A 19,024-nucleotide genomic window follows, 5' to 3' on the forward strand; every position below is an offset into this window, starting at 1 on the left:
AGCGAGTAATCGCGCTGTGTCCGTTTCACACCTTGTCCCATCGGGTTCTCCATTTATTAGGGGGAAAGGTGTAAACCATATTCAGGACGGGACACGCACAATAAAAAAGCCCGAGTCGATGACTCGGGCTTTTTGCTGAATGCCGCTTCGATTAGGAGAAGCAGGCCTGCAGCACGTAGAAGATCGCGATAGCCAGAATGGCACCGGCAGGCAGAGTGATGATCCAGGAGACCACGATGTTGCGCAGCACCCCCAGATTCAGCGCCGCAATGCCGCGCGCCAGACCGACACCCATCACAGCACCGACCAGGGTTTGGGTGGTGGAGATGGGCAGACCGGTACCGGAGGCAATCACCACGGTCGCGGCAGTGGCCAGCTGGGCAGCAAAACCACGGCTCGGGGTCAGGTGAGTGATGCCGGTACCGACCGTCGCCATCACCTTCTCGCCCATGGTCGCCAGACCGATCACGATACCGATACCGCCAAGGGGCAGGATCCACCAGGCAATGGCAGCCTGACTGGAAATCTCGCCACCGGAAGCCACGATAGAGGCCACCGCAGAGAGCGGGCCAATGGCGTTGGCCACATCGTTGGAGCCGTGGGCAAAGGCCATGGCACAGGCGGTGATCACCATCAGGATGCCGAACACCTTCTCCACGTTGGCGAAATGCATCTTGCTGTCATCCTGCGGGTTGTACTTCTGGCCGCGAATGTAGATCCAGCCGGCAAACGCCACTGCGATGGAGATGGCGATGGAGAGCAGAATGCCCTCGCCATCGCTCAGGTGCAGACCGACGTGGGTCAGCCCCTTCTTGATGGTCACCAGACAGATCACCAGAGCAGTCAGGAACATGTAGAACGGCACATAGCGCTTGGCGTTGTTCAGGGGATCATCGGTATTGAAGATAAGCTTCTGCACACTGATGAACATGAAGTAGGCAATGACACCTGAGATGGCCGGGGTGATGACCCAGGAGCCGACGATGCCGCCAAACTTGCTCCACTGCACCGCTTCCGGGCCAATGCTCACCACAGCGAAACCGACGATGGCGCCGATGATGGAGTGAGTGGTGGAAACAGGCCAGCCGAAGTAGGAGGCGAGGATCAACCAGGCGCCTGCCGCCAGCAGGGAGGCGATCATGCCGAGCACCAGCAGGTCCGGGCTATCGACAAACGCATTGCTGTCGATGATGCCGTTACGGATGGTGGCCGTCACTTCGCCACCGGCCAGATAGGCACCGGCAAATTCGAAGATCATGGCAATGATGATCGCCTGACGGATGGTCAGGGATTTGGTGCCGACCGATGTTCCCATGGCGTTGGCCACGTCATTCGCGCCAATACCCCAAGCCATCAAAAAGCCGAACAAGGCCGCCACGAGCACCAGAGTGGTGCCGTAATTCGCGATAATGTCCATTAGTAGTGTTTACCCAGTCAGTCGATTACGAACGAGCCAGCATCAGTTCCAGACGGGCGCCTACGCGCTCGGCCTGATCTGCCAGGTCACCTACCCATTCGAGGATCTTGTAAAGGAACATCACATCGATCGGATTGTAATTGTGCTCAACCGCTTGCAGCTGTTGGCGCAGTCCGATCTGCATGGTGTCTGTATCGTCCTCGATCAGATCCAGCTGGTGGATCATCTCGGCAACCATTTCCACTTCCCGTCCTTTGAAGCCGGTCTCGAGCAGCTCGTCGAGCTCCCCGATCGCTTTCTCGGCCTGAGCGGTCGCATCAATACAACGTTTGAGGTAAGCCATGAAATCCGTCCGCATTTCGGCGGGGAACTCCATGCGACGACCAAGCATGCGACCGGAGATATCCTTGGCACGGTTGGCAATCTTGTCTTGCTGGGTCAACAGCTCCAGCAGGTCGGTACGTGCAACCGGCAGGAACAGGCCGCGAGGCAGTTTCAGACGGATTTCACGTTTGAGGGTATCTGCCTCTTTTTCCAGCTGGGCGATCTGCTGCCGGATCTTCTCGGCATCTTCCCAACGGTCTTCGGCAACGGCGTCAAAGAAGGGAACCAACTGCTGGGAGCACTGGTGAACCTTGACGATATGCTTCTGCAGCGGCTTGATGGGGGACTTGGCAAAAAGCCCCAAAATAGTATTTACTGGCATGGCCAAACCTGTGTCGGTGAAAAAACACTCGATACGATTTTATGAGGCGCGCATGGTAACCGAACTGCGCCCTCAATTAAACCGCGAATTAATCTAGTCGTCTCGCGGGCATTATATCCCCGCGACCCGAATCCTGCCCCCCAAAGTTGCCTGCCAGCCCGGAATGACTATGCAAACTGAGATCGAAATAAAGTTTTTTGTCGCCAGCGACATTCAACCAGAGTTATCCAACTTGCTGAATTCTCTTGAGATTAAAGAATCATCCCAACAGCAGCTCGGCAACGTCTATTTCGATACGCCGACCCTTGCCCTGCGCCAGTTGGAGATGGGTTTGCGGATCCGCCGCTGCGATGCCTTCGCCGAACAGACCATCAAATGCCGCGGCCAGGTGGTGGGCGGCCTGCACGCCAGACCCGAGTACAACACCCCTGTCAGCGGCGATCTGCCGACCCTCTCGGCCTTTCCCGATGAGATTTGGCCGACTCTGACCGAGCGCGACCACATTCAGCAGCAGCTGGTCGCCCAATTTCGCACCGACTTCCTGCGCCGCCACTGGTTGATCGCCTTCGAGGGGGCCGAGATTGAACTGGCCTGGGATCAGGGAGAGATAGTCGGCAGTCAGGGGCGCACAGCGATCAACGAGCTGGAACTGGAGCTCAAGTCGGGCGATACCACAGCGCTGTTTGCACTGGCGCAGCGCCTCGCCCGGCTGGGTGGAGTGCGTCTGGGGGCGCAATCCAAGGCGCAGCGCGGTTATCGACTGGCTGGTCTTGGCAAACCGCTGGCCCTGCAGGCGCTGATCGAACATGAAGGTATGGATGGCACAACGGGGGTAAGCGAGGGGCTGCGCCACTGGCAGCATCACGAGCAGCTCTGGCTGGAGCATCCTCAGGATAAAGGCATTCAACAGCAGGCACTCGCAGCCCTGTGCCAAGGGATCGATCTGGTCGCCCGCAGTGCGGCCACGCTGCCACAACCAGCGCCCTGGCTACCCGCCCTGACCAACCTGCAAGCCCATCTGCAAGCCCAGTCGGACGAGCATGACGAGTGGCCTGCCGAGCTTGCCGATCTCTTCCTCTATCCGGCGTATGTCGAGTTGCAACTGGCCATCGCCGCCTGGCTGCATCACGCAGCCTGAGCGTGGCCATACCGGTACTAAAGGTCGGAAATAAAGGCCAGAAACAAAAGCCGAAAACAAAACGGGTGAGCCTTGGCTCACCCGTTTTGCATTACAGCAGGTTGAGCTGCTGCATGGCGCTGCGAATGCGCTCGCGAGTCGCCTCCGACAGCGGCATCACTGGCAGGCGGCACTCCTCGCTGCAGAAACCGAGCAGGGAAGCGGCATACTTGGCACCAGCCGGGCTCGGCTCGGCAAACATCGCCTGATGGAGCGGAATCAGCTTGTCTTGCAGCTCACGCGCTTCTTGCCACTTGCCCGCCAGCGCCAAATTTTGAACCTCGGCCACCAGCTTGGGGGCCACGTTGGCGGTCACAGAGATACAGCCCTGACCGCCGCCGATGTTGTAAGCAACCGCAGTGGCATCCTCACCGGAGAGCCAGGCGAAGGGCTTTTTGATCAGCTGGCGCTCGGTCCAGGGGCGGGCAAGATCGCCAGTGGCGTCTTTCACCCCGGCAATACGCGGCAGTTCCGCCAGACGGGCCAGGGTCGCGGGTTGCACGTCGACGATGGCGCGCGGCGGGATGTTGTAGACGATGATCGGCTTGGCGGTGGCATCGTGGACCGCCTTGAAGTGGTGGTAGAGCCCCTCCTGATTGGGGCGGTTGTAGTAACCGGCCACATGCAGAGTGGCATCGGCGCCCACCCGCTCGGCATGGAGGGTGTACTCGATGGCTTCGACCGGATTGTTGGAACCGGCCCCGGCAATCACCGGAATACGACCTGCGACCTGCTTGACCACCAGCTCCACCACCCGGCAGTGCTCGTCGTGGGTCAGGGTCGGGCTTTCGCCAGTGGTGCCCACCGGCACAATGCCGTGAGTACCCTGCTCGATATGCCACTCAACCAGACGCAGCAGCGCCTCTTCATCCAGCTTTCCCTGTCGAAACGGGGTGATCAACGCAACGATTGAACCTTGAAACATGGGATCTCCTTCTCCTAAATGACGCGCATATGGCAATAAAAAACCCCGGTACGATGTGCGCAACCGGGGTTTGAAGCTTCTCAGGGATGAGAGGTTACGCGCGAACGTCGGCAGGCCCGAATTTCAGGCTTTTTTTGTGCTTTCGTTTCAACCCGTTGAACCGCATTTCGTCATCTCTGGTCAAAAAATGGTGTCTGGGCATATTTCGGGAACACGGCATAAATGTCAAGGCGAAAGGGGCTATGTATAATGGCCGCCCAAAATTGCGTGGAGAGACCCGATGAGCAGCCCAATCAGTGCCGTCAGCCAGATGCTGGAACGAAACCAAGCCCTCTTTGTCGGCAAGCGGCTACTTGTCTGTGGCGCGCTGGAGGATGACTACCCCCGCCAGCTGGCGAGCCTGGCCCGGACCCTGACCGTCTTTACCACCGATTACTGCTACTACCGCAGCCAGCAGGCCGCCCTCGGCGAGGCTATCCTGTTCGACCACCAGCTCGGTGGCACCCCGCGCTTCGATGCCCTGTTGCTGCTGATGCCCAAAGCCAAGGCCGAGGCACAATATCTGCTGGCCATGATGACCCCCTTGCTGGAAGCGGGTGCCGATCTGTTCCTCGCCGGTGAAAACCGCGGCGGCATCAATGGCGCCGACAAGCTGCTGGCCCCCTATGGCGAAAAGCCGATCAAGCGCGATTCGGCCCGCCGCTGCTCGCTCTATCACGGTGAGCTCTGCAAACCGGTCGCCCCGTTCGATCTGGATAGCTGGTTTGGCCGCTACCAGTGCAAGGCGGGTGATACCGAGCTTACCGTGCTGGCACTGCCCGGCGTATTCAGCGCCGCCGAGCTGGATCTCGGCACCCAGATGCTGCTGGCCGCCGTGCCGCCGATGAAGGGCGAGCTGCTCGATTTCGGCTGCGGCGCCGGGGTGATTGGGTCTGTGCTGGCCAAGCGCAATCCGGATCTGCAGGTCAACATGGTGGATATCAGCGCGCTGGCGCTCGAATCGAGCCGCCGCACCCTGGCGATCAACGGTCTGCAGGGCAAGGTCACCGCTTCCGATGTCTACTCGGATGTCTCCACCCGTTTCCAGCACATCGTCTCCAACCCGCCATTCCATGCGGGTCTCAAAACCTTCTATGCGGCAACCGAGCAGTTCCTGGCCAAGGCGCCGGAATTTTTGCTGTCAAATGGTTCGCTGACCATTGTTGCCAACGCCTTCTTGCGCTACCAGCCTATACTGGAGACACACTTCAAACGGACTGAAGTGATCAGCAGTGATGCCAAATTCAAGGTCTATCTGAGCAAAGTGTAATTAAGTGTAAGCAGTACAAGAAAACAGCTAGAGAGCCCCATACGGGATCTGGTAAGGTACTAAGAGCACGATAAAAACCACCCCTTTAGGGGTGTTTTTATGCCGAGCTTTGAAAACCTTTTCATGTTGTTCATTCAGGGAGAGAAATACGATGGCAGGCATATTGACCATGATCCTGGCTGGTGGCGAAGGTACTCGCCTGCAGCCTCTGACCACTACCCGCAGCAAGCCTTCCGTCCCCTTTGGTGGCAGCTACCGGCTGATCGACTTTGTCCTCAACAACTTCGTCAACGCCGACTTTCTGCGCATCTATGTACTGACCCAATTCAAATCCCAGTCCCTCTACCTGCACATGAAGAAGGGCTGGAATATCGTCGGCATCACCGACCGCTTTATCGACCCTATCCCGGCCCAGATGCGGATGGGCAAACGCTGGTATGACGGCACCGCCGATGCTATCTACCAGAACCTCGGTTTTATCGAGCGGGCCGAACCGGATCACGTCTGCATCTTCGGCTCCGACCACATCTACAAGATGGATGTGAGCCAGATGGTCACCTTCCACAAGCAGAAGAACGCCGCCATGACGGTCGCGGCACTTCGCATGCCCATCGAAGAAGCGAGCGCCTTCGGGGTGATCGAGGTGGATGCCGAAGGGCGGATGATCGGCTTTCAGGAGAAACCGAAACAGCCGAAACACATTCCCGGCGATCCCACCCAGGCACTTGTCTCCATGGGCAACTACATATTCGAGACCGAGGCGCTTTGCCGCGAGTTGAAGCGGGATGCCGCCGAGGAGAACTCCAGCCACGACTTTGGCAAGGATGTGATCCCGAGCCTCTACCCGCGCGCCCCCGTCTATGTCTATGACTACAGCACCAACGTCATCCCCGGCGAGAAACCGCACGTCTACTGGCGGGATGTGGGCACCCTCGACTCTTACTGGCAAGCGCACATGGACCTGGTGGCCGACAATCCCCCCTTCTCCCTCTATAACCGCAAGTGGCCCCTGCACACCCACTATCCGGCGCTGCCGCCTGCCACCTTCATCGACAGCGACGAGTGCAAGGTGAAGATTGCCAACTCGCTGATCTCCGCCGGTTGCTTCATTCAGGGCAGCCAGATCCAGCGGTCCATCCTCGGTTTCCGCTGCAATATCGGCGCGTGCAGCCATATCAGTGAGTCCGTGCTGCTGGGGGACGTGAAGATTGGTGAAGGGTGCTCCATCCGGCGCGCGATTATAGATAAAAATGTTGAAATTGCGCCCGGCACCGTTATCGGTGAAAATCTGGACCACGATAGAGAGCGATTTACCGTATCCGAAGGCGGTATTGTGGTGGTACCTAAGGGAGCAAGAGTTGGCTATTAACCCACTGAAAATCCTGTTTGTTGCCTCGGAAGTTGAGGGGCTGGTCAAGACCGGGGGCCTGGCCGATGTCGCCAGAGCCCTGCCGATGTACCTGGCCCAGAAGGGGCATGATGTCAGGATCATGCTCCCCTTCTACAAGACGATAAAGCGACGGGATGAGGCCAGACTGGTGGCGTCACGCTGGTTGCCAACCCACCCCGGGCTGCCTGATATCGGTTATCGCATCTACCAGATGGAGCTGGATGGCGTCTGCGTCTATCTGCTCGACTGCCCGCAATATTTCGATCGTCCCCAGCTCTACGCCGAGAACAATCAGGCCTATCCGGATAATGGCGAGCGCTTTGCCTTCTTCTCGGCCGCGGCCCTCCATGCCTGCGAGCAGCTCGGCTTTGCCCCTGATATCGCCCACTGCAATGACTGGCACACCGGCCTGCTGCCACTGCTGCTGAAAACCCGTCACGCCCACAACCCCTTCTTCCAGCAGACCCGCAGCGTAATTAGCATTCACAATGCGGCGTTTCAGGGGGTGTTTGGCCGCGAGCAATTCTGGGCCATGCCCGAGATCGCCGACTACGAACGCCGCATCAACTACGACTACGGCCACGTCAATCTGCTCAAATGCGGGGTGCTCTACGCCGACAAGATCAATGCGGTCAGCCCCAACTATGCCCAGGAGCTGCTGACTCACCTCGGCGCCCACGGCATGGCGCATATCTTCCAGCAGCGGGCGGCGGATCTCTGCGGCATACTCAACGGCTGCGACTACAAGGACTGGGATCCTGAGTTCGACGAATTCCTGCCTGCGACCTACAGCATCGACAACATGGCTGGCAAACAGATCTGCAAAGAGAGCCTGCAACAGGAAGCGGGGCTGGCCGTGGCGGACTTGCCCATCTACGGCATGGTTTGCCGCCTGACCGAGCAAAAGGGCGTTCCCCTGCTGCTCCCTGCGCTGGAGAAATTCCTCCACCATCAGGTACAAGTGGTGATCGTCGGCTCTGGCGATCCTGCGCTCGCCACGCAACTGCAAACCATGGCCCGGGATTATCCGGGCAAGCTCGCCTTCATCAACACCTATGACGATCGGCTGGCTCATCTGGTCGAAGCCGGTGCCGACTTTTTCCTGATGCCCTCGCTGTTCGAGCCTTGCGGCCTCAACCAGATGTACAGTCTCGCCTATGGCACCCTGCCACTGGTGCGGGCCGTGGGTGGTCTGAAAGATACCGTGGTGGATTGGGATGCCGATCCCGAACATGCCACCGGCTTCTGCTTCAACGATCCGACTGCCGCTATCCTGCTCGATACCATGCGCCGCAGCCTGCTCTATTTCCTGCAGGACAAAGAGCGTTTTGCCAAGGTGCAGCGCAATGCCATGAGCACCCGCTTCAACTGGCCTGACTCAGTCACCCAGTATGAACGGATGTATCAGAACGCATTGGGCCGTTACTGAATGCCAAACGTCAGCTGATTGCTGAAGTTTTGTACCCTTGACTTCACTTTGAGCGTCAACAGCGAAAAAAGTCCCCTTTGGCTGTTGACGCTCCCCCAAAACTCTATAGAATCCCCCTCCGCAGTGATGCGAAGGTGGCGGAATTGGTAGACGCGCTAGCTTCAGGTGTTAGTGTCCCACGGATGTGAGGGTTCGAGTCCCTCTCTTCGCACCAATACTGCCATGCTGATTCAGCAGCATGTAAATCCAACTAGAAAACCCGAATGTGCGAAGGTGGCGAAATTGGTAGACGCGCTAGCTTCAGGTGTTAGTGCCCCCCGGGTGTGAGGGTTCGAGTCCCTCTCTTCGCACCATGCTTCTCCAGACAGCATGTAAATCAAAACTGGTAACACAATGTGCGAAGGTGGCGGAATTGGTAGACGCGCTAGCTTCAGGTGTTAGTGTCCCACGGATGTGAGGGTTCGAGTCCCTCTCTTCGCACCATGCTTTATCCAGACAGCATGTAAATCCAGACTGGAAACCCGAATGTGCGAAGGTGGCGGAATTGGTAGACGCGCTAGCTTCAGGTGTTAGTGCCCCCCCGGGTGTGAGGGTTCGAGTCCCTCTCTTCGCACCATGCTTCTGACATGTAAAAACAGAGCAATGCGCTCCAACCGCATTTAAAAACCAGCTGGAGAAAAGCAGTGTGCGAAGGTGGCGGAATTGGTAGACGCGCTAGCTTCAGGTGTTAGTGTCCCACGGATGTGAGGGTTCGAGTCCCTCTCTTCGCACCATTCATTACGCAAAAGGCCCATCACGAAAGTGATGGGCCTTTTGTTTTTACTCCTTGTTATGGCTATGCTTTTGACGACTCACCGCTCATCGTCATGCCAAGGAACGCATATGATACTGGATACCGATATTCACAACTTTTACGAACATCTGGTGCTCAAGGAGATTGAGAAACAGGGGCTGCAGCAAAAGCTCAACAGCGATCAGATGGCCGACCTCTGCTGCCTCACCCTCAACCAGCTTCCGGCCCACTATATTCGCCACAATGTCGACATGATCTACTTCCTGACCGACGCCAAGCGTACCGAAATGGAGAAACTGGTGGTCGAATCGCTCAAGGTGGCACAGCAGAAGATCAAGCAGGCTCCCGTCAAAAGCTCATAACCATGGCTGCTGCCAGAGCAGGGTGACGATACCGGTCAACCCGGCCACTGGCAGCAAGATCAAGGCGGGGCGCAATCCGGGCTCCAGCATCACCCAGGCAGCCAGCAGAAAACCTACACTCCAGGTGCCGTACTCTTTATCCTGACCCCATGCGAGTACGGCCACCGCCACCAGCAACATCATACCCCGCAATATCCAGCGCATTGTTTTCTCCCCAACCAACAATTGATAATAATTATCATCTTCATCTATTGGGGATGCAAGTGGCGTCACAGGAAAGCTTCGTATGTGACCCTTTGTGTCAACAGGCCGCTCAAAAACGGGTTATGAGATCAACTAATTTGTGATTTTTTCAATCAAATGTGCATTTTTGCCAATTTGATGGGGCTTTAACCCTTCGGGTTTGTGGTAGATTGCGGCCTCTTTTTGGGTTGCCTCCTCGGGATCGATGTATCCACAGGACGAGAGGGAGTGACCTTGGCGAGCAAGAGTTTAGGAAGTATCTATGCAAAACCAACAAAACCACATCCGACTACCGGGCATGGCACAGGTGTTTACCTGTCTGGCCATTTTCCTGGCCCTGGCATTCTCGTTCACCAGCGTGCTCGATCTGCCGATCCAGCTGGCGCTGTTCATCGCCTGGTTCGTCATCATGGGACTTGGCATCAAACTCGGCCACGATTACAAATCCCTGGAGCAGGCTGCCGTTGACGGCGTTGCCAAGGGGATGGGGGCCATCCTGATCCTGGTCTCCGTCGGAGCCCTGGTCGGCACCTGGATTGCCGGTGGCATAGTCCCCAGCATTATCTACTTCGGCCTCAAGGTGATCCACCCGTCCATCTTCCTGCTGGCAACCCTGATCATCTGCTCCCTGACCTCGCTGGCCACCGGCACCTCCTGGGGCTCTGCCGCCACCGCCGGTATCGCCATGATGGGGATCGGCCACAGCCTCGGCGTGCCTGCGCCGCTGGTAGCCGGTGCCGTGCTCTCCGGCGTCTACTTCGGTGACAAGCTCTCTCCGCTCTCCGACTCAGTAGTGCTGGCTTCGACCATGTCCAACGTCGACGTGGTGGAGCATATCAAGGGGATGCTGCCCATCAGCCTGCTCTCCTATGTCATCACCGCCGTGCTGTTCACCGTGGTGGGCATGCAGTATTCGGGCAACGTCAGCCTGGAGCAGGTCAATCTGGTGATGGAGGCCCTCGACAACCAGTTCAACATCACTCCGCTGGCCATAGTCCCCGTAGTGCTGGTGCTGGGTCTGCTGGCCAACCGCAAACCCGCCTTCCCGGTGATCAGCTTCGGCGCCCTGCTGGGCCTGATCTGGGCCATCGCCTTCCAGGGCATGGATCCGGTCAAGGCGATGCACTCGGCTTATAGTCCATTTGCCATCACCTCCGGCATCGACTTTATCGACAACATTCTCGGTCGCGGCGGCATGGAGTCCATGCTGGGTTCGGTTGCGGTCATCATCTTCGGTCTCGGGTTTGGCGGCCTGCTGGAGAAGGTCGGTATTCTGGAAGTGATCGCCAGCGCCTTCGAGAAGCGCATCAATAGCGTCGGCAGCCTGACCAGCCACACCATCGGCACCGCGTTTCTGGCCAACGTGTTCGGCTCGGCCATGTATGTGTCGCTGATCCTGACCCCCAAGATCATGGCCAAAAACTACGACCGACTGGGACTGGCGCGCAAGAACCTCTCTCGCAACGCCGAGTTTGGCGGCACCCTCACCTGCGGCATGGTGCCCTGGAGCGACAACGGCATCTTCATGGCCGGGGTTCTGGGGGTGGCAACCCTCGACTACCTGCCCTACATGTGGCTGAGCTTCACCTGCATCATTGTTACCATCACCCTCGCCTACATGGGCAAGGCAGTGAACCGGATCCCGCTGGTCGCGGCGGCAAGCTCCCGCTAAGCCATTCTGCAAACAACAAAGGCGCCATCGAGGCGCCTTTGTTGTTTCAGAGAAATGCTGTTTGATGGAGCGCACTGGGCACCACAAACAAAAACAGCCCTCGTTGCCGAGAGCCGTTTCATCAGGCCGATAACGCCGATCAGATGGAGAAGCTGGAGCCACAGCCACAGGTCGTGGTGGCGTTGGGGTTGGTCACGGTAAAGCGTGAACCTTCCAGACCCTCGGTGTAATCCACACTGCCGCCTACCAGATATTGCAGGCTCATGGGATCGATCACCATGGTGACGCCATTCTTCTCGACTACGGTGTCCCCGTCGTTGATCTTCTCATCAAAGGTAAAGCCATACTGGAAACCGGAGCAGCCCCCACCCGTGATGTATACCCGCAGCTTCAGCTCGGGATTCTCTTCCTCGGTGATCAGGTTCTTCACCTTGTTGGCCGCCGCATCCGTCATCTGGATGGGCAGCGGGGCTTCTGCTACTGCACTCATTACTGACCTCACAACCATTAGATCCACAAACATGGAAACCGCGAAATTATCCAATACCCGACCATTCAGTTCAAGTATTCACCACGTTTAACCGGCCGCGGGAACCGGAGCAGGCGGTGCAGCGACCAGCGGCTTGATCACCTCACCCCACTCAACCAGCAGCTCTTGCGCCGGTTGCCTGCCGTCCTTGTTGATGGTGACACGGATCCGATCCGGCACAAAGCCTTCCGGCAACTGCCAATTCCCTTCCAGCAGCTGGAAATAACGCAGGGCATAACGCCACTCGCTCACCTTCATTCCGAGATCGCGACCGGTCAGCGTCTTCGGCTTGTCAGCCAGGCTCCCCTCGACCCGGATCTGCACCTGACCACGGAACAGCTCCCGCTTTTTGGCGGGCTGGGTCAGGGCGAGACGATAGTGGTAGCGACCGGGAATGCTGGTCTCCTGCAGAGTCAGGTTGTCGATCACTACCCCCACCTGTTCGCCGGTGGGGCGCATGATCCGCTCGAAAAAGGCCAGCTGGCGCTTGAGCTCCTGCACCTGCGCCTCCTGACTCTTCAAGGTGGTCTGCAACTGCTCGAAGGCCGCTTTCTGGGTCGCCAGCTGGGTATCTTTCACCCCCAATTCGGTCTTGAGCTGGCCGATGGCCTTGCCCTGACGATCCAGCGTCTCCTGCTGTACCACCAACAGACTGCTCTGGGCCAGCTCCTGACGGTTACCGACAAAGTAACCAATGAGCCCGCCAACGGCTAACACGACCAATAACTTCAATAGATTGGACATAGCCCCTCATCCCGTTATCACGCCATTTACGGCAGCGCCTCTCCCTTCACTATACCGCCCTGACCGGGGCCAAAGACGATAAAGGGAAAAATTAACTGGCCGTGGCGCTGCCATCACCCCGCTTTTGACGCGCGGCGAGCCGTAAAGTTCGCTCCAGGATCTGGGAATAGATCGGTCGGCCACCCAGCCACTGGGCAACCAGAGTCGCCCCAACCGTGGTAATCATCATCGGCAGGATCAGCTGATAGTTGTCGGTCATCTCGGTGACCAGCACGATACCCGTGATGGGGGCGCGCACGGTGGCAGCAAAGAGAGCCCCCATTCCGGCGATGGCAAAGGCGCCGGGCTCGATGCCAAGCTCCGGAAACGCCGCATGAAACAGATGGCCGAACACCACGCCAAACAGGGTGCCCAACGCCAGGGTCGGCGCAAACACCCCGCCAGGGGCACCGGAGCAGAAGCAGATGAGGGTCGCAACCAGCCGCACCGAGAAGATGAGGAACAGGGTCGCCATCGCATACTCATCCCCCATCAGATGGGGAATAAGCTCGGTGCCGCCCCCCGTCACCGCGGGAGCAAACAGCGACAGCACGCCAAACGTTCCGGCGACCAGCATGCCGATGGCCACAAAACGGTGGCGCTTGTTCTGATGCAACGCCAGATAACCATCCTGACAGGCCAGCACCAGCTTGTTGAAGACAAAACCGAGCACCCCGAAGGTGGCTCCCATAAAAAGGAACAGCCAGAGCGCCTTGAGGGCGGGCGCATCGTAGTGGGGCAAGGTGATCACCGCCCCCTGCCCTTTCATGTTCTGCAACATCAAGGTCGCCATGATGGCGGAGATCCCCACCGCCTTGATGGCCAGAAAGGAGTAGCGGAATTGCGGTCGCATCTCCTCCATCACGAACAGGATGCCTGCCAGTGGCGCATTGAAGGCTGCCGCCAGACCGCCCGCCGCACCGGCTGCCAACAGGGCGTGGCCATGCTCCTTTGGCAACCGGAAGATATCCGCCACCATCTTGCCGAGGTTGCCGCCGATCTGTACCGAAGGCCCCTCCCGCCCCAGCACCATACCGGAGCTCAGGGTACAGATGCCGCCGAAGAACTTGACCGGCAACACTCGCCACCACCGTACCGGGCGCAGATCGTCCATCGCCCCCTCGATCTCGGGAATGCCGGAGCCCCCCGCTTCCGGGGCAAAGGTATGAGTGAGGAAGTAGCCGACAAATCCCAACAAGGCGCTGAAGCCAAAGCCAAGCAGACCGAGCTGCCACCAGGGACGGTCTGCCAGCAAATCGACACGTTGTTCTGCCAGCCAGTGGACACCCGATTCGAACAGGCCGCACACCAGTCCGGCCAGGGTGCCGACCAGCGCCGCCAGCAGCAGCACCAGCAAGGGCATCTTGTCTTGCCGGATAATGCGGGAAAGCGGCCCCCGCGAAGAGGCATCTGCTTCAGAGGAGAGAGCTTGTTGCGCCATCTTGTTACACCAACTTGGAAAAACCATATCGTCAGCTAGCTGAGATCAGGATCACCCGGCGCGTTGCTCGGCTGCCCAGGGCTGGGGCTTTCTGCTATAGTCGGCCCGTTAAATTTTTGTCACGGGAGCAGACCGAGAGTCCGGGTGGCGAGAGCGCAAAGCATACTCCTGATGCTCCGGCCTGCCGAGTCTCAATCGGCTGCAATCCCTTGTGTGACGACCAAAATCCCATTAAGGATGATCCATGTCAAAATCAGATCAGCTGTTTGAACAGGCCCGCCAGACCATTCCGGGTGGCGTCAACTCACCGGTCCGCGCCTTCAATGGGGTCGGCGGCACGCCCCGCTTCATCGATCATGCCGATGGCGCCTACCTCTATGATGTGGATGGTCAGGCCTACGTGGATTACATCGGCTCATGGGGCCCCATGCTGCTGGGTCACAACCACCCCGCCATCAAAGCCGCCGTCATCAAGGCCGTTGAGAAGGGACTGAGCTACGGTGCGCCGACCGAGATCGAAGTGCTGATGGCCGAGAAAGTCCGCCAGATCGTCCCCTCCATGGAGCAAGTTCGGATGGTCAACTCCGGCACCGAAGCCACCATGAGCGCCATCCGTCTGGCCCGCGGCTACACCGGCCGCGACAAGATCGTCAAATTCGAGGGCTGCTACCACGGCCACGCCGACTCTCTGCTGGTCAAGGCCGGTTCCGGCGCCCTAACCCTGGGTCAACCCAACAGCCCGGGCGTTCCAGCCGATTTCGCCAAACACACCCTGACCTGCGTCTTCAACGATCTGGATTCGGTGCGTGAAGCCTTCACCCAGTACGGCAGCGAGATCGCCTGTATCATCGTCGAGCCGGTCGCAGGCAACATGAACTGCATCCCGCCGGTCCCCGGCTTCCTGGAAGGGCTGCGCGCCATCTGTGACGAGTTCGGAGCCCTGCTGATCCTGGACGAAGTGATGACAGGCTTCCGCGTCTCCTTGCGCGGTGCCCAGGGTCACTACAACATCGACCCGGATCTCACCACTCTTGGCAAGATCATCGGTGCCGGCATGCCGGTGGGCGCCTTCGGCGGCAAGAAGAAGGTGATGCAACACATCGCACCGACCGGCCCTGTCTATCAGGCGGGAACTCTCTCCGGTAACCCGGTAGCCATGGCTGCCGGTCTGACCATGCTGGATCTGCTGCTGGAGCCGGGTCTCTATGAGCAGCTGAGCGCCAAGACGGCTCGTGTTGCCGAGGGACTGAAGGCGGCCGCAGCCAAACACGGTATCCCGCTCGCCATCAACTATGTGGGCGGCATGTTCGGCTTCTTCTTCACCGACGAGCCCGAAATCACCCGCTACGAGCAGGTTACTCGCTGCGATATGGAACGCTTCAAGCGCTTCTACCATCTCATGCTGGAAGAGGGTGTCTATCTGGCGCCGAGCGCCTACGAGGCGGGCTTCCTGTCACTGGCTCACGGTGACAAGGAGATCGAACATACCCTTGCTGCCGCCGAACGCAGCTTCGCCAAGCTGGCTGGCTAAATCGCCGCTGGTTGTCGCAAAGGGCCCGTCATGGGCCCTTTTCTTTTGCAGTGCCTTCATCACCAGACAGGGCATCGATACGCCCAGTTCTGGTGCATTCCCTCTTCGTCACTCACCAATTTGTCATCCTCTGGTGCAACTTGCCCTGCCATCCCTGTCATAAAGCAGGCCCACTATTTGCACATTCACCACAAGAGCCCACGTCACCGAGGTCCATATGGCAGAGATGAGCCCTATCGATGTGCTGCGGCGCTATCAGGAGTATCAGGAGGAGTTGACCCCGCTACTGCAGGGGCTGCTCAGCGCCCCCCTTGTCTCGCTCAAGGGGTATCCCTTTGTCGTCAGCATTGACCACTATCAGGGGCCGATGTGCATCCAGCCTGCGGCACCGGCGGCCCATAACCGGCTGCACCTTATCGTGCAGGGGCAAGGACGGGAGATCACCGTCTGTCTGAATCAGCTGATTGGCTGGTTGATGGGAGACAGGGAGCGCCGCCGCGCCATGCCCTGGTTCAAAGCGGTCTATGTGGTGCTCAGCATGGCGCTGTTTTTGATCGTCGCCACCCTGATCTGGCACGGGCTGGAGCAGCTCTACCAGCTATTGTGCGGCGAGCAGCAGAACCAGCTCGGCGCCTTTAGCGCCATTATCTTCCTGACGCTGGCACTGGCAGTGTTCGATCTGGGCAAGACCATTCTGGAAGAGGAGGTACTGCTGCATAAGGATATCTTCCGCCACAGCGCCATTCGCCGCACCATCACCCGCTTTATCGCCGCCATTCTGATCGCGGTCTCCATCGAGGGGCTGTTGCTGCTGTTCAAGGGTTCGCTCGGCCAGAGCGAGCTGCTCTGGCCTGCGGTCGGGGTGATGGGGTGTGCGGTGGGGTTGCTGCTGGCGCTTGGTCTCTATGTCTATCTGGGGGCCAAGGCCGAAGCGGCACTGGTACAGGCTAGCCTGCGCTCTCCACCGCCAGTTGCACAGGGGAGCGACGCGCCGCCCGCCAGGAGGCGTACATGGTCCAGGAGGTATAGATGACGATAAAGGCAACCAGCCACTTCAGCATCTCCATATCCATGGATTTGACCAGCATGGCGGCCAGCACCACACCGATGGGACCGAAGATGGCTACCGCCAGCACCGCCTTGGCATCGAACGCCCCTTTGCGGATAAAGGTGCCTGCGGAGAAGACGCTAAGCACGGCGGTGGAGCCCATCATAATGGGAAACGCCGCCAGCGGATTCATCCCCAGCAGATAAACCAACGTCATGCAGGGGGCAAACAGGCCGATACCGACATTCATCAGCACCCCGAAGATGAAATTGCCAAGCAGGGCGATCGCCAACTTGTAGCCGCTGAGCCCCATCGCATCGCCGCCTACAGGGAAAAGCCCCAGCAAACCGGCAAAGATAAGCCCTGCGACGACCAGTAAGGAAATGGCCATCACCAGCCGGATGGTCTGCCGATCAAACGAAGCCACATGACGAGCCCCCCAGGCTGCGCCAGCTGCGGCGGCCATCATCATGCTGATCAGCGTCAGCGGCTCCACCGCTACTGCGCCGACGAAGATCAGCGACTGAGTCACGGTCGGCAGCACACACTGCCCATTGAGGGTACCCGGCAGCACCCGGTCATCGATCAGCTTGAACTGCTTGTAGCAGGCGGTCTTTACCGCAAAGCTGCCCACCCCCAGGGTATCGAGGAAGTTGGCAACCCCACCGATCAACGCCACCGGCCAGAAGGGGGTCTCCTCAAAGGATCCACTCTGCTTCTTCCGCCAGCAGGCTTGCACCAGCATAAAGATGAATACGAGGCCTCCGGCTATAAAAACCAGCCGTAAAATATCAACTAACATAGGGGTTTCTCCTGCAACGGGCGGCGATTCTAAGGCAAGCAGCAGAAAAAATCTTGACCGGAATTAAGCAATGCACACGACACACCTCTGCGAGGCGAAATATTTATCAATAGACTCCGAACGACTCTGCTAATACTTGTTACTGAGGCCAACAGGCCGGGTCCTGAGCACGTTGTTATGGTCCTTTCGCGACGACCACTTGTGCCAAAGGACATAATAAAAAAGAGGGCCGGTAGTGATACCGACCCTCTTTCTGTATCTGGCCGAGGCGCTGGGCCCTCGACCATGGCAACTGCTTATTGAATGCTCTTGCCAGCACGCACGTCCTTGATAAAGCTCTTCAGGCTGGCCAAATCCCGTGGTGCACCACGCAGGATCTGATCACCGATGATGAAGGCCGGGGTACCGGAGATACCGAGCGCTTCAGCCAACGCACGGTTGGTACCGAGGTTCTGGTCAATGCTGCCATCCTTGATCTTGGCCTCTACCTTGCTCCAGTTAACACCGGCCTCTTCTGCCACCTTCTTGACCTGCGCTTCATCGGAGAGCGGGCCCTGATGGGCATAGAGCTTCTCATGGAAAGCTTGGTACTTGTCGGGCTGACCCAACTGAACGGCCAGTGCGGCACGCGCGGCGAAATAGGAGGTTTCGCTCAGAATGGGGAACTGCTTGTAGATGTACCGGATGCCTTTGTCTTCCGACATCAGCTGCTTGACCAACGGATGGGCCCGCTTGCAGTAACCGCAGTTGTAATCGAAAAACTCCACAATGGTCAGCGACGCCTTCGGATTCCCCATCTCGGGATCCTGATTGGCATAAAGCTGCTTGGAGTGAGCCTTGATCAGCGCCTTGTCACTCTCGGCCTGCTGGCTCTCTTGCTTGGCACGCAGGGCATTGGACATCTCGACCAGGATCTCGGGGTTCTTGACCAGATAGTCGCGAACGATTTGCTCGACATCGCTTTTGGTCAGCTCGCTTGCATGTACTGGCGTCGCCAGCAGGGTCACGCCAGCCAGCGCGCAAAACAGGGCATTTTTAATAGTCATAACGTTATCTTGCAGAGGATATGATAGAGGCCACTATAGTGGTTGAGTCTGTTTTCAAGTCAAGCTATCTGGCCAAAAAAGCGCTTTATGCGCCCTGATTGCCACTTTTTCATGTCATTTCGCGCAATTAACCAGCAATCAAACCGGACAGGGATTTACAAGCCGGATCAGCATGGTAATATTCGCCGCACTGCTGCGGAGGGGTGGCAGAGCGGCTGAATGCACCGGTCTTGAAAACCGGCGATGGGCGACCATCCGTGGGTTCAAATCCCACCTCCTCCGCCATTTATACCGAGCCCATGCAACCATGTTGCGTGGGCTTTTTATTGGCTATGTCCCAATTACGTGTTGCATGGGGCGCCCCAGCGCCTCATGCAAACATGCTTTGATATTCACCCCCCTCCCGTAACGCTCCAGCATC

The 19,024-nt window shown here is 58.3% G+C and carries 17 protein-coding genes and 6 tRNA genes; 14 read left to right on the plus strand and 9 right to left on the minus strand.

All coding sequences use genetic code 11. The features are described from left to right. Nucleotides 1–151 precede the first annotated feature (151 nt). Both AB5Y92_RS06960 and AB5Y92_RS06965 read right to left on the minus strand, forming a co-directional pair. A complete protein-coding gene (locus AB5Y92_RS06960) occupies nucleotides 152–1,417 on the minus strand; it encodes an inorganic phosphate transporter (protein WP_005343043.1) in 1,266 nt (421 codons plus the stop codon). A 25-nt stretch (nucleotides 1,418–1,442) separates the two neighbouring features. Further along, nucleotides 1,443–2,123: a TIGR00153 family protein gene (locus AB5Y92_RS06965; RefSeq protein WP_005340244.1), complete on the minus strand. Its 681-nt coding sequence runs from the start codon at nucleotides 2,121–2,123 to the stop codon at nucleotides 1,443–1,445. A 169-nt stretch (nucleotides 2,124–2,292) separates the two neighbouring features. Here AB5Y92_RS06965 and AB5Y92_RS06970 point away from each other — a divergent pair, with 169 nt between their 5' ends. Further along, on the plus strand, nucleotides 2,293–3,261 hold the full coding sequence (locus AB5Y92_RS06970) for an inorganic triphosphatase (RefSeq protein WP_368226143.1): 969 nt from the start codon (nucleotides 2,293–2,295) through the stop codon (nucleotides 3,259–3,261). A gap of 91 nt (nucleotides 3,262–3,352) precedes the next feature. Here the strand turns inward: AB5Y92_RS06970 and dapA are convergent, their stop codons facing one another. Further along, entirely contained in the window at nucleotides 3,353–4,225 is an 873-nt protein-coding gene (dapA, locus tag AB5Y92_RS06975; protein ID WP_100654624.1) for a 4-hydroxy-tetrahydrodipicolinate synthase, read from the minus strand. Between the two features lie 280 nt (nucleotides 4,226–4,505). Here dapA and rsmC point away from each other — a divergent pair, with 280 nt between their 5' ends. From rsmC to AB5Y92_RS07020, 9 genes are all read left to right on the plus strand, one after another. Next, the gene (rsmC, locus tag AB5Y92_RS06980) at nucleotides 4,506–5,534 is read left to right on the plus strand and encodes a 16S rRNA (guanine(1207)-N(2))-methyltransferase RsmC (RefSeq protein WP_368226146.1); all 1,029 of its coding nucleotides are present in this window, start codon (nucleotides 4,506–4,508) and stop codon (nucleotides 5,532–5,534) included. Nucleotides 5,535–5,685: 151 nt separating this feature from the next. Further along, on the plus strand, nucleotides 5,686–6,903 hold the full coding sequence (glgC, locus tag AB5Y92_RS06985; RefSeq protein WP_058056511.1) for a glucose-1-phosphate adenylyltransferase: 1,218 nt from the start codon (nucleotides 5,686–5,688) through the stop codon (nucleotides 6,901–6,903). Further along, the gene (gene glgA / locus AB5Y92_RS06990; protein WP_058058561.1) at nucleotides 6,893–8,353 is read left to right on the plus strand and encodes a glycogen synthase GlgA; all 1,461 of its coding nucleotides are present in this window, start codon (nucleotides 6,893–6,895) and stop codon (nucleotides 8,351–8,353) included. The genes glgC and glgA overlap by 11 nt, the downstream gene beginning before the upstream one ends. A gap of 128 nt (nucleotides 8,354–8,481) precedes the next feature. Then, nucleotides 8,482–8,567: transfer RNA gene (locus AB5Y92_RS06995), tRNA-Leu, on the plus strand. Nucleotides 8,568–8,620: 53 nt separating this feature from the next. After that, nucleotides 8,621–8,706, plus strand: a tRNA-Leu gene (locus AB5Y92_RS07000). 44 nt (nucleotides 8,707–8,750) lie between these two features. Then, nucleotides 8,751–8,836: transfer RNA gene (locus AB5Y92_RS07005), tRNA-Leu, on the plus strand. Between the two features lie 46 nt (nucleotides 8,837–8,882). Continuing rightward, nucleotides 8,883–8,969 (plus strand) — tRNA-Leu (locus AB5Y92_RS07010). 71 nt (nucleotides 8,970–9,040) lie between these two features. Next, a tRNA-Leu gene (locus AB5Y92_RS07015) sits at nucleotides 9,041–9,126 on the plus strand. Nucleotides 9,127–9,235: 109 nt separating this feature from the next. Continuing rightward, nucleotides 9,236–9,508, plus strand: a complete 273-nt coding sequence (locus tag AB5Y92_RS07020; protein WP_005343036.1) for a late competence development ComFB family protein — start codon at nucleotides 9,236–9,238, stop codon at nucleotides 9,506–9,508. Here AB5Y92_RS07020 and AB5Y92_RS07025 read toward each other — a convergent pair. Beyond that, entirely contained in the window at nucleotides 9,503–9,712 is a 210-nt protein-coding gene (locus tag AB5Y92_RS07025) for a hypothetical protein (RefSeq protein ID WP_005343034.1), read from the minus strand. The two genes, AB5Y92_RS07020 and AB5Y92_RS07025, sit on opposite strands and share 6 nt — an antisense overlap. Before the next feature lie 301 nt (nucleotides 9,713–10,013). On the opposite strand from AB5Y92_RS07025, the gene nhaC reads away from it, so the two are divergent. After that, nucleotides 10,014–11,423: a Na+/H+ antiporter NhaC gene (gene nhaC / locus AB5Y92_RS07030; protein ID WP_368226148.1), complete on the plus strand. Its 1,410-nt coding sequence runs from the start codon at nucleotides 10,014–10,016 to the stop codon at nucleotides 11,421–11,423. 139 nt (nucleotides 11,424–11,562) lie between these two features. Here the strand turns inward: nhaC and erpA are convergent, their stop codons facing one another. The 3 genes from erpA to clcA form a co-directional block, all read right to left on the minus strand. Beyond that, the gene (erpA, locus tag AB5Y92_RS07035; RefSeq protein WP_005340225.1) at nucleotides 11,563–11,913 is read right to left on the minus strand and encodes an iron-sulfur cluster insertion protein ErpA; all 351 of its coding nucleotides are present in this window, start codon (nucleotides 11,911–11,913) and stop codon (nucleotides 11,563–11,565) included. An 87-nt stretch (nucleotides 11,914–12,000) separates the two neighbouring features. Then, nucleotides 12,001–12,696 carry a DUF6776 family protein gene (locus AB5Y92_RS07040; RefSeq protein ID WP_005343032.1) on the minus strand — a complete coding sequence of 232 codons (696 nt, stop codon included), beginning with the start codon at nucleotides 12,694–12,696 and terminating at the stop codon, nucleotides 12,001–12,003. A gap of 91 nt (nucleotides 12,697–12,787) precedes the next feature. Beyond that, the gene (gene clcA / locus AB5Y92_RS07045; protein WP_111901727.1) at nucleotides 12,788–14,176 is read right to left on the minus strand and encodes a H(+)/Cl(-) exchange transporter ClcA; all 1,389 of its coding nucleotides are present in this window, start codon (nucleotides 14,174–14,176) and stop codon (nucleotides 12,788–12,790) included. A 244-nt stretch (nucleotides 14,177–14,420) separates the two neighbouring features. Here clcA and hemL point away from each other — a divergent pair, with 244 nt between their 5' ends. Continuing rightward, on the plus strand, nucleotides 14,421–15,707 hold the full coding sequence (gene hemL, locus AB5Y92_RS07050; RefSeq protein ID WP_029302267.1) for a glutamate-1-semialdehyde 2,1-aminomutase: 1,287 nt from the start codon (nucleotides 14,421–14,423) through the stop codon (nucleotides 15,705–15,707). Between the two features lie 217 nt (nucleotides 15,708–15,924). Beyond that, complete coding sequence (locus AB5Y92_RS07055) at nucleotides 15,925–16,740, plus strand: hypothetical protein (protein ID WP_368226151.1); 816 nt, start codon at nucleotides 15,925–15,927, stop codon at nucleotides 16,738–16,740. Here the strand turns inward: AB5Y92_RS07055 and AB5Y92_RS07060 are convergent. Together AB5Y92_RS07060 and AB5Y92_RS07065 are read right to left on the minus strand one after the other, a co-directional pair. After that, nucleotides 16,655–17,557 (minus strand): TSUP family transporter, encoded by a 903-nt coding sequence (locus AB5Y92_RS07060; protein ID WP_368226152.1) that lies wholly within the window; start codon nucleotides 17,555–17,557, stop codon nucleotides 16,655–16,657. The two genes, AB5Y92_RS07055 and AB5Y92_RS07060, sit on opposite strands and share 86 nt — an antisense overlap. 296 nt (nucleotides 17,558–17,853) lie before the next feature. Continuing rightward, entirely contained in the window at nucleotides 17,854–18,603 is a 750-nt protein-coding gene (locus tag AB5Y92_RS07065) for a DsbA family protein (RefSeq protein WP_164535999.1), read from the minus strand. Nucleotides 18,604–18,800: 197 nt separating this feature from the next. On the opposite strand from AB5Y92_RS07065, the gene AB5Y92_RS07070 reads away from it, so the two are divergent. Continuing rightward, nucleotides 18,801–18,888, plus strand: a tRNA-Ser gene (locus AB5Y92_RS07070). Nucleotides 18,889–19,024 lie beyond the last annotated feature (136 nt).

This window comes from Aeromonas sp. R1-1 (genome assembly GCF_040908495.1).
Classification (GTDB): Bacteria; Pseudomonadota; Gammaproteobacteria; order Enterobacterales; family Aeromonadaceae; genus Aeromonas; species Aeromonas veronii.

Excerpts from the sequence above, each read along its gene's own strand:
- AB5Y92_RS07025 (WP_005343034.1), bottom strand. The coding sequence starts at position 9,712 with ATGCGCTGGATATTGCGGGGTATGATGTTGCTGGTGGCGGTGGCCGTA.
- hemL (WP_029302267.1), top strand. The coding sequence starts at position 14,421 with ATGTCAAAATCAGATCAGCTGTTTGAACAGGCCCGCCAGACCATTCCG.
- AB5Y92_RS07020 (WP_005343036.1), top strand. The coding sequence starts at position 9,236 with ATGATACTGGATACCGATATTCACAACTTTTACGAACATCTGGTGCTC.
- AB5Y92_RS07060 (WP_368226152.1), bottom strand. The coding sequence starts at position 17,557 with ATGTTAGTTGATATTTTACGGCTGGTTTTTATAGCCGGAGGCCTCGTA.
- clcA (WP_111901727.1), bottom strand. The coding sequence starts at position 14,176 with ATGGCGCAACAAGCTCTCTCCTCTGAAGCAGATGCCTCTTCGCGGGGG.
- AB5Y92_RS07055 (WP_368226151.1), top strand. The coding sequence starts at position 15,925 with ATGGCAGAGATGAGCCCTATCGATGTGCTGCGGCGCTATCAGGAGTAT.
- glgC (WP_058056511.1), top strand. The coding sequence starts at position 5,686 with ATGGCAGGCATATTGACCATGATCCTGGCTGGTGGCGAAGGTACTCGC.
- AB5Y92_RS07040 (WP_005343032.1), bottom strand. The coding sequence starts at position 12,696 with ATGTCCAATCTATTGAAGTTATTGGTCGTGTTAGCCGTTGGCGGGCTC.
- dapA (WP_100654624.1), bottom strand. The coding sequence starts at position 4,225 with ATGTTTCAAGGTTCAATCGTTGCGTTGATCACCCCGTTTCGACAGGGA.
- AB5Y92_RS06970 (WP_368226143.1), top strand. The coding sequence starts at position 2,293 with ATGCAAACTGAGATCGAAATAAAGTTTTTTGTCGCCAGCGACATTCAA.
- rsmC (WP_368226146.1), top strand. The coding sequence starts at position 4,506 with ATGAGCAGCCCAATCAGTGCCGTCAGCCAGATGCTGGAACGAAACCAA.
- nhaC (WP_368226148.1), top strand. The coding sequence starts at position 10,014 with ATGCAAAACCAACAAAACCACATCCGACTACCGGGCATGGCACAGGTG.
- AB5Y92_RS07065 (WP_164535999.1), bottom strand. The coding sequence starts at position 18,603 with ATGACTATTAAAAATGCCCTGTTTTGCGCGCTGGCTGGCGTGACCCTG.
- erpA (WP_005340225.1), bottom strand. The coding sequence starts at position 11,913 with ATGAGTGCAGTAGCAGAAGCCCCGCTGCCCATCCAGATGACGGATGCG.
- AB5Y92_RS06965 (WP_005340244.1), bottom strand. The coding sequence starts at position 2,123 with ATGCCAGTAAATACTATTTTGGGGCTTTTTGCCAAGTCCCCCATCAAG.
- AB5Y92_RS06960 (WP_005343043.1), bottom strand. The coding sequence starts at position 1,417 with ATGGACATTATCGCGAATTACGGCACCACTCTGGTGCTCGTGGCGGCC.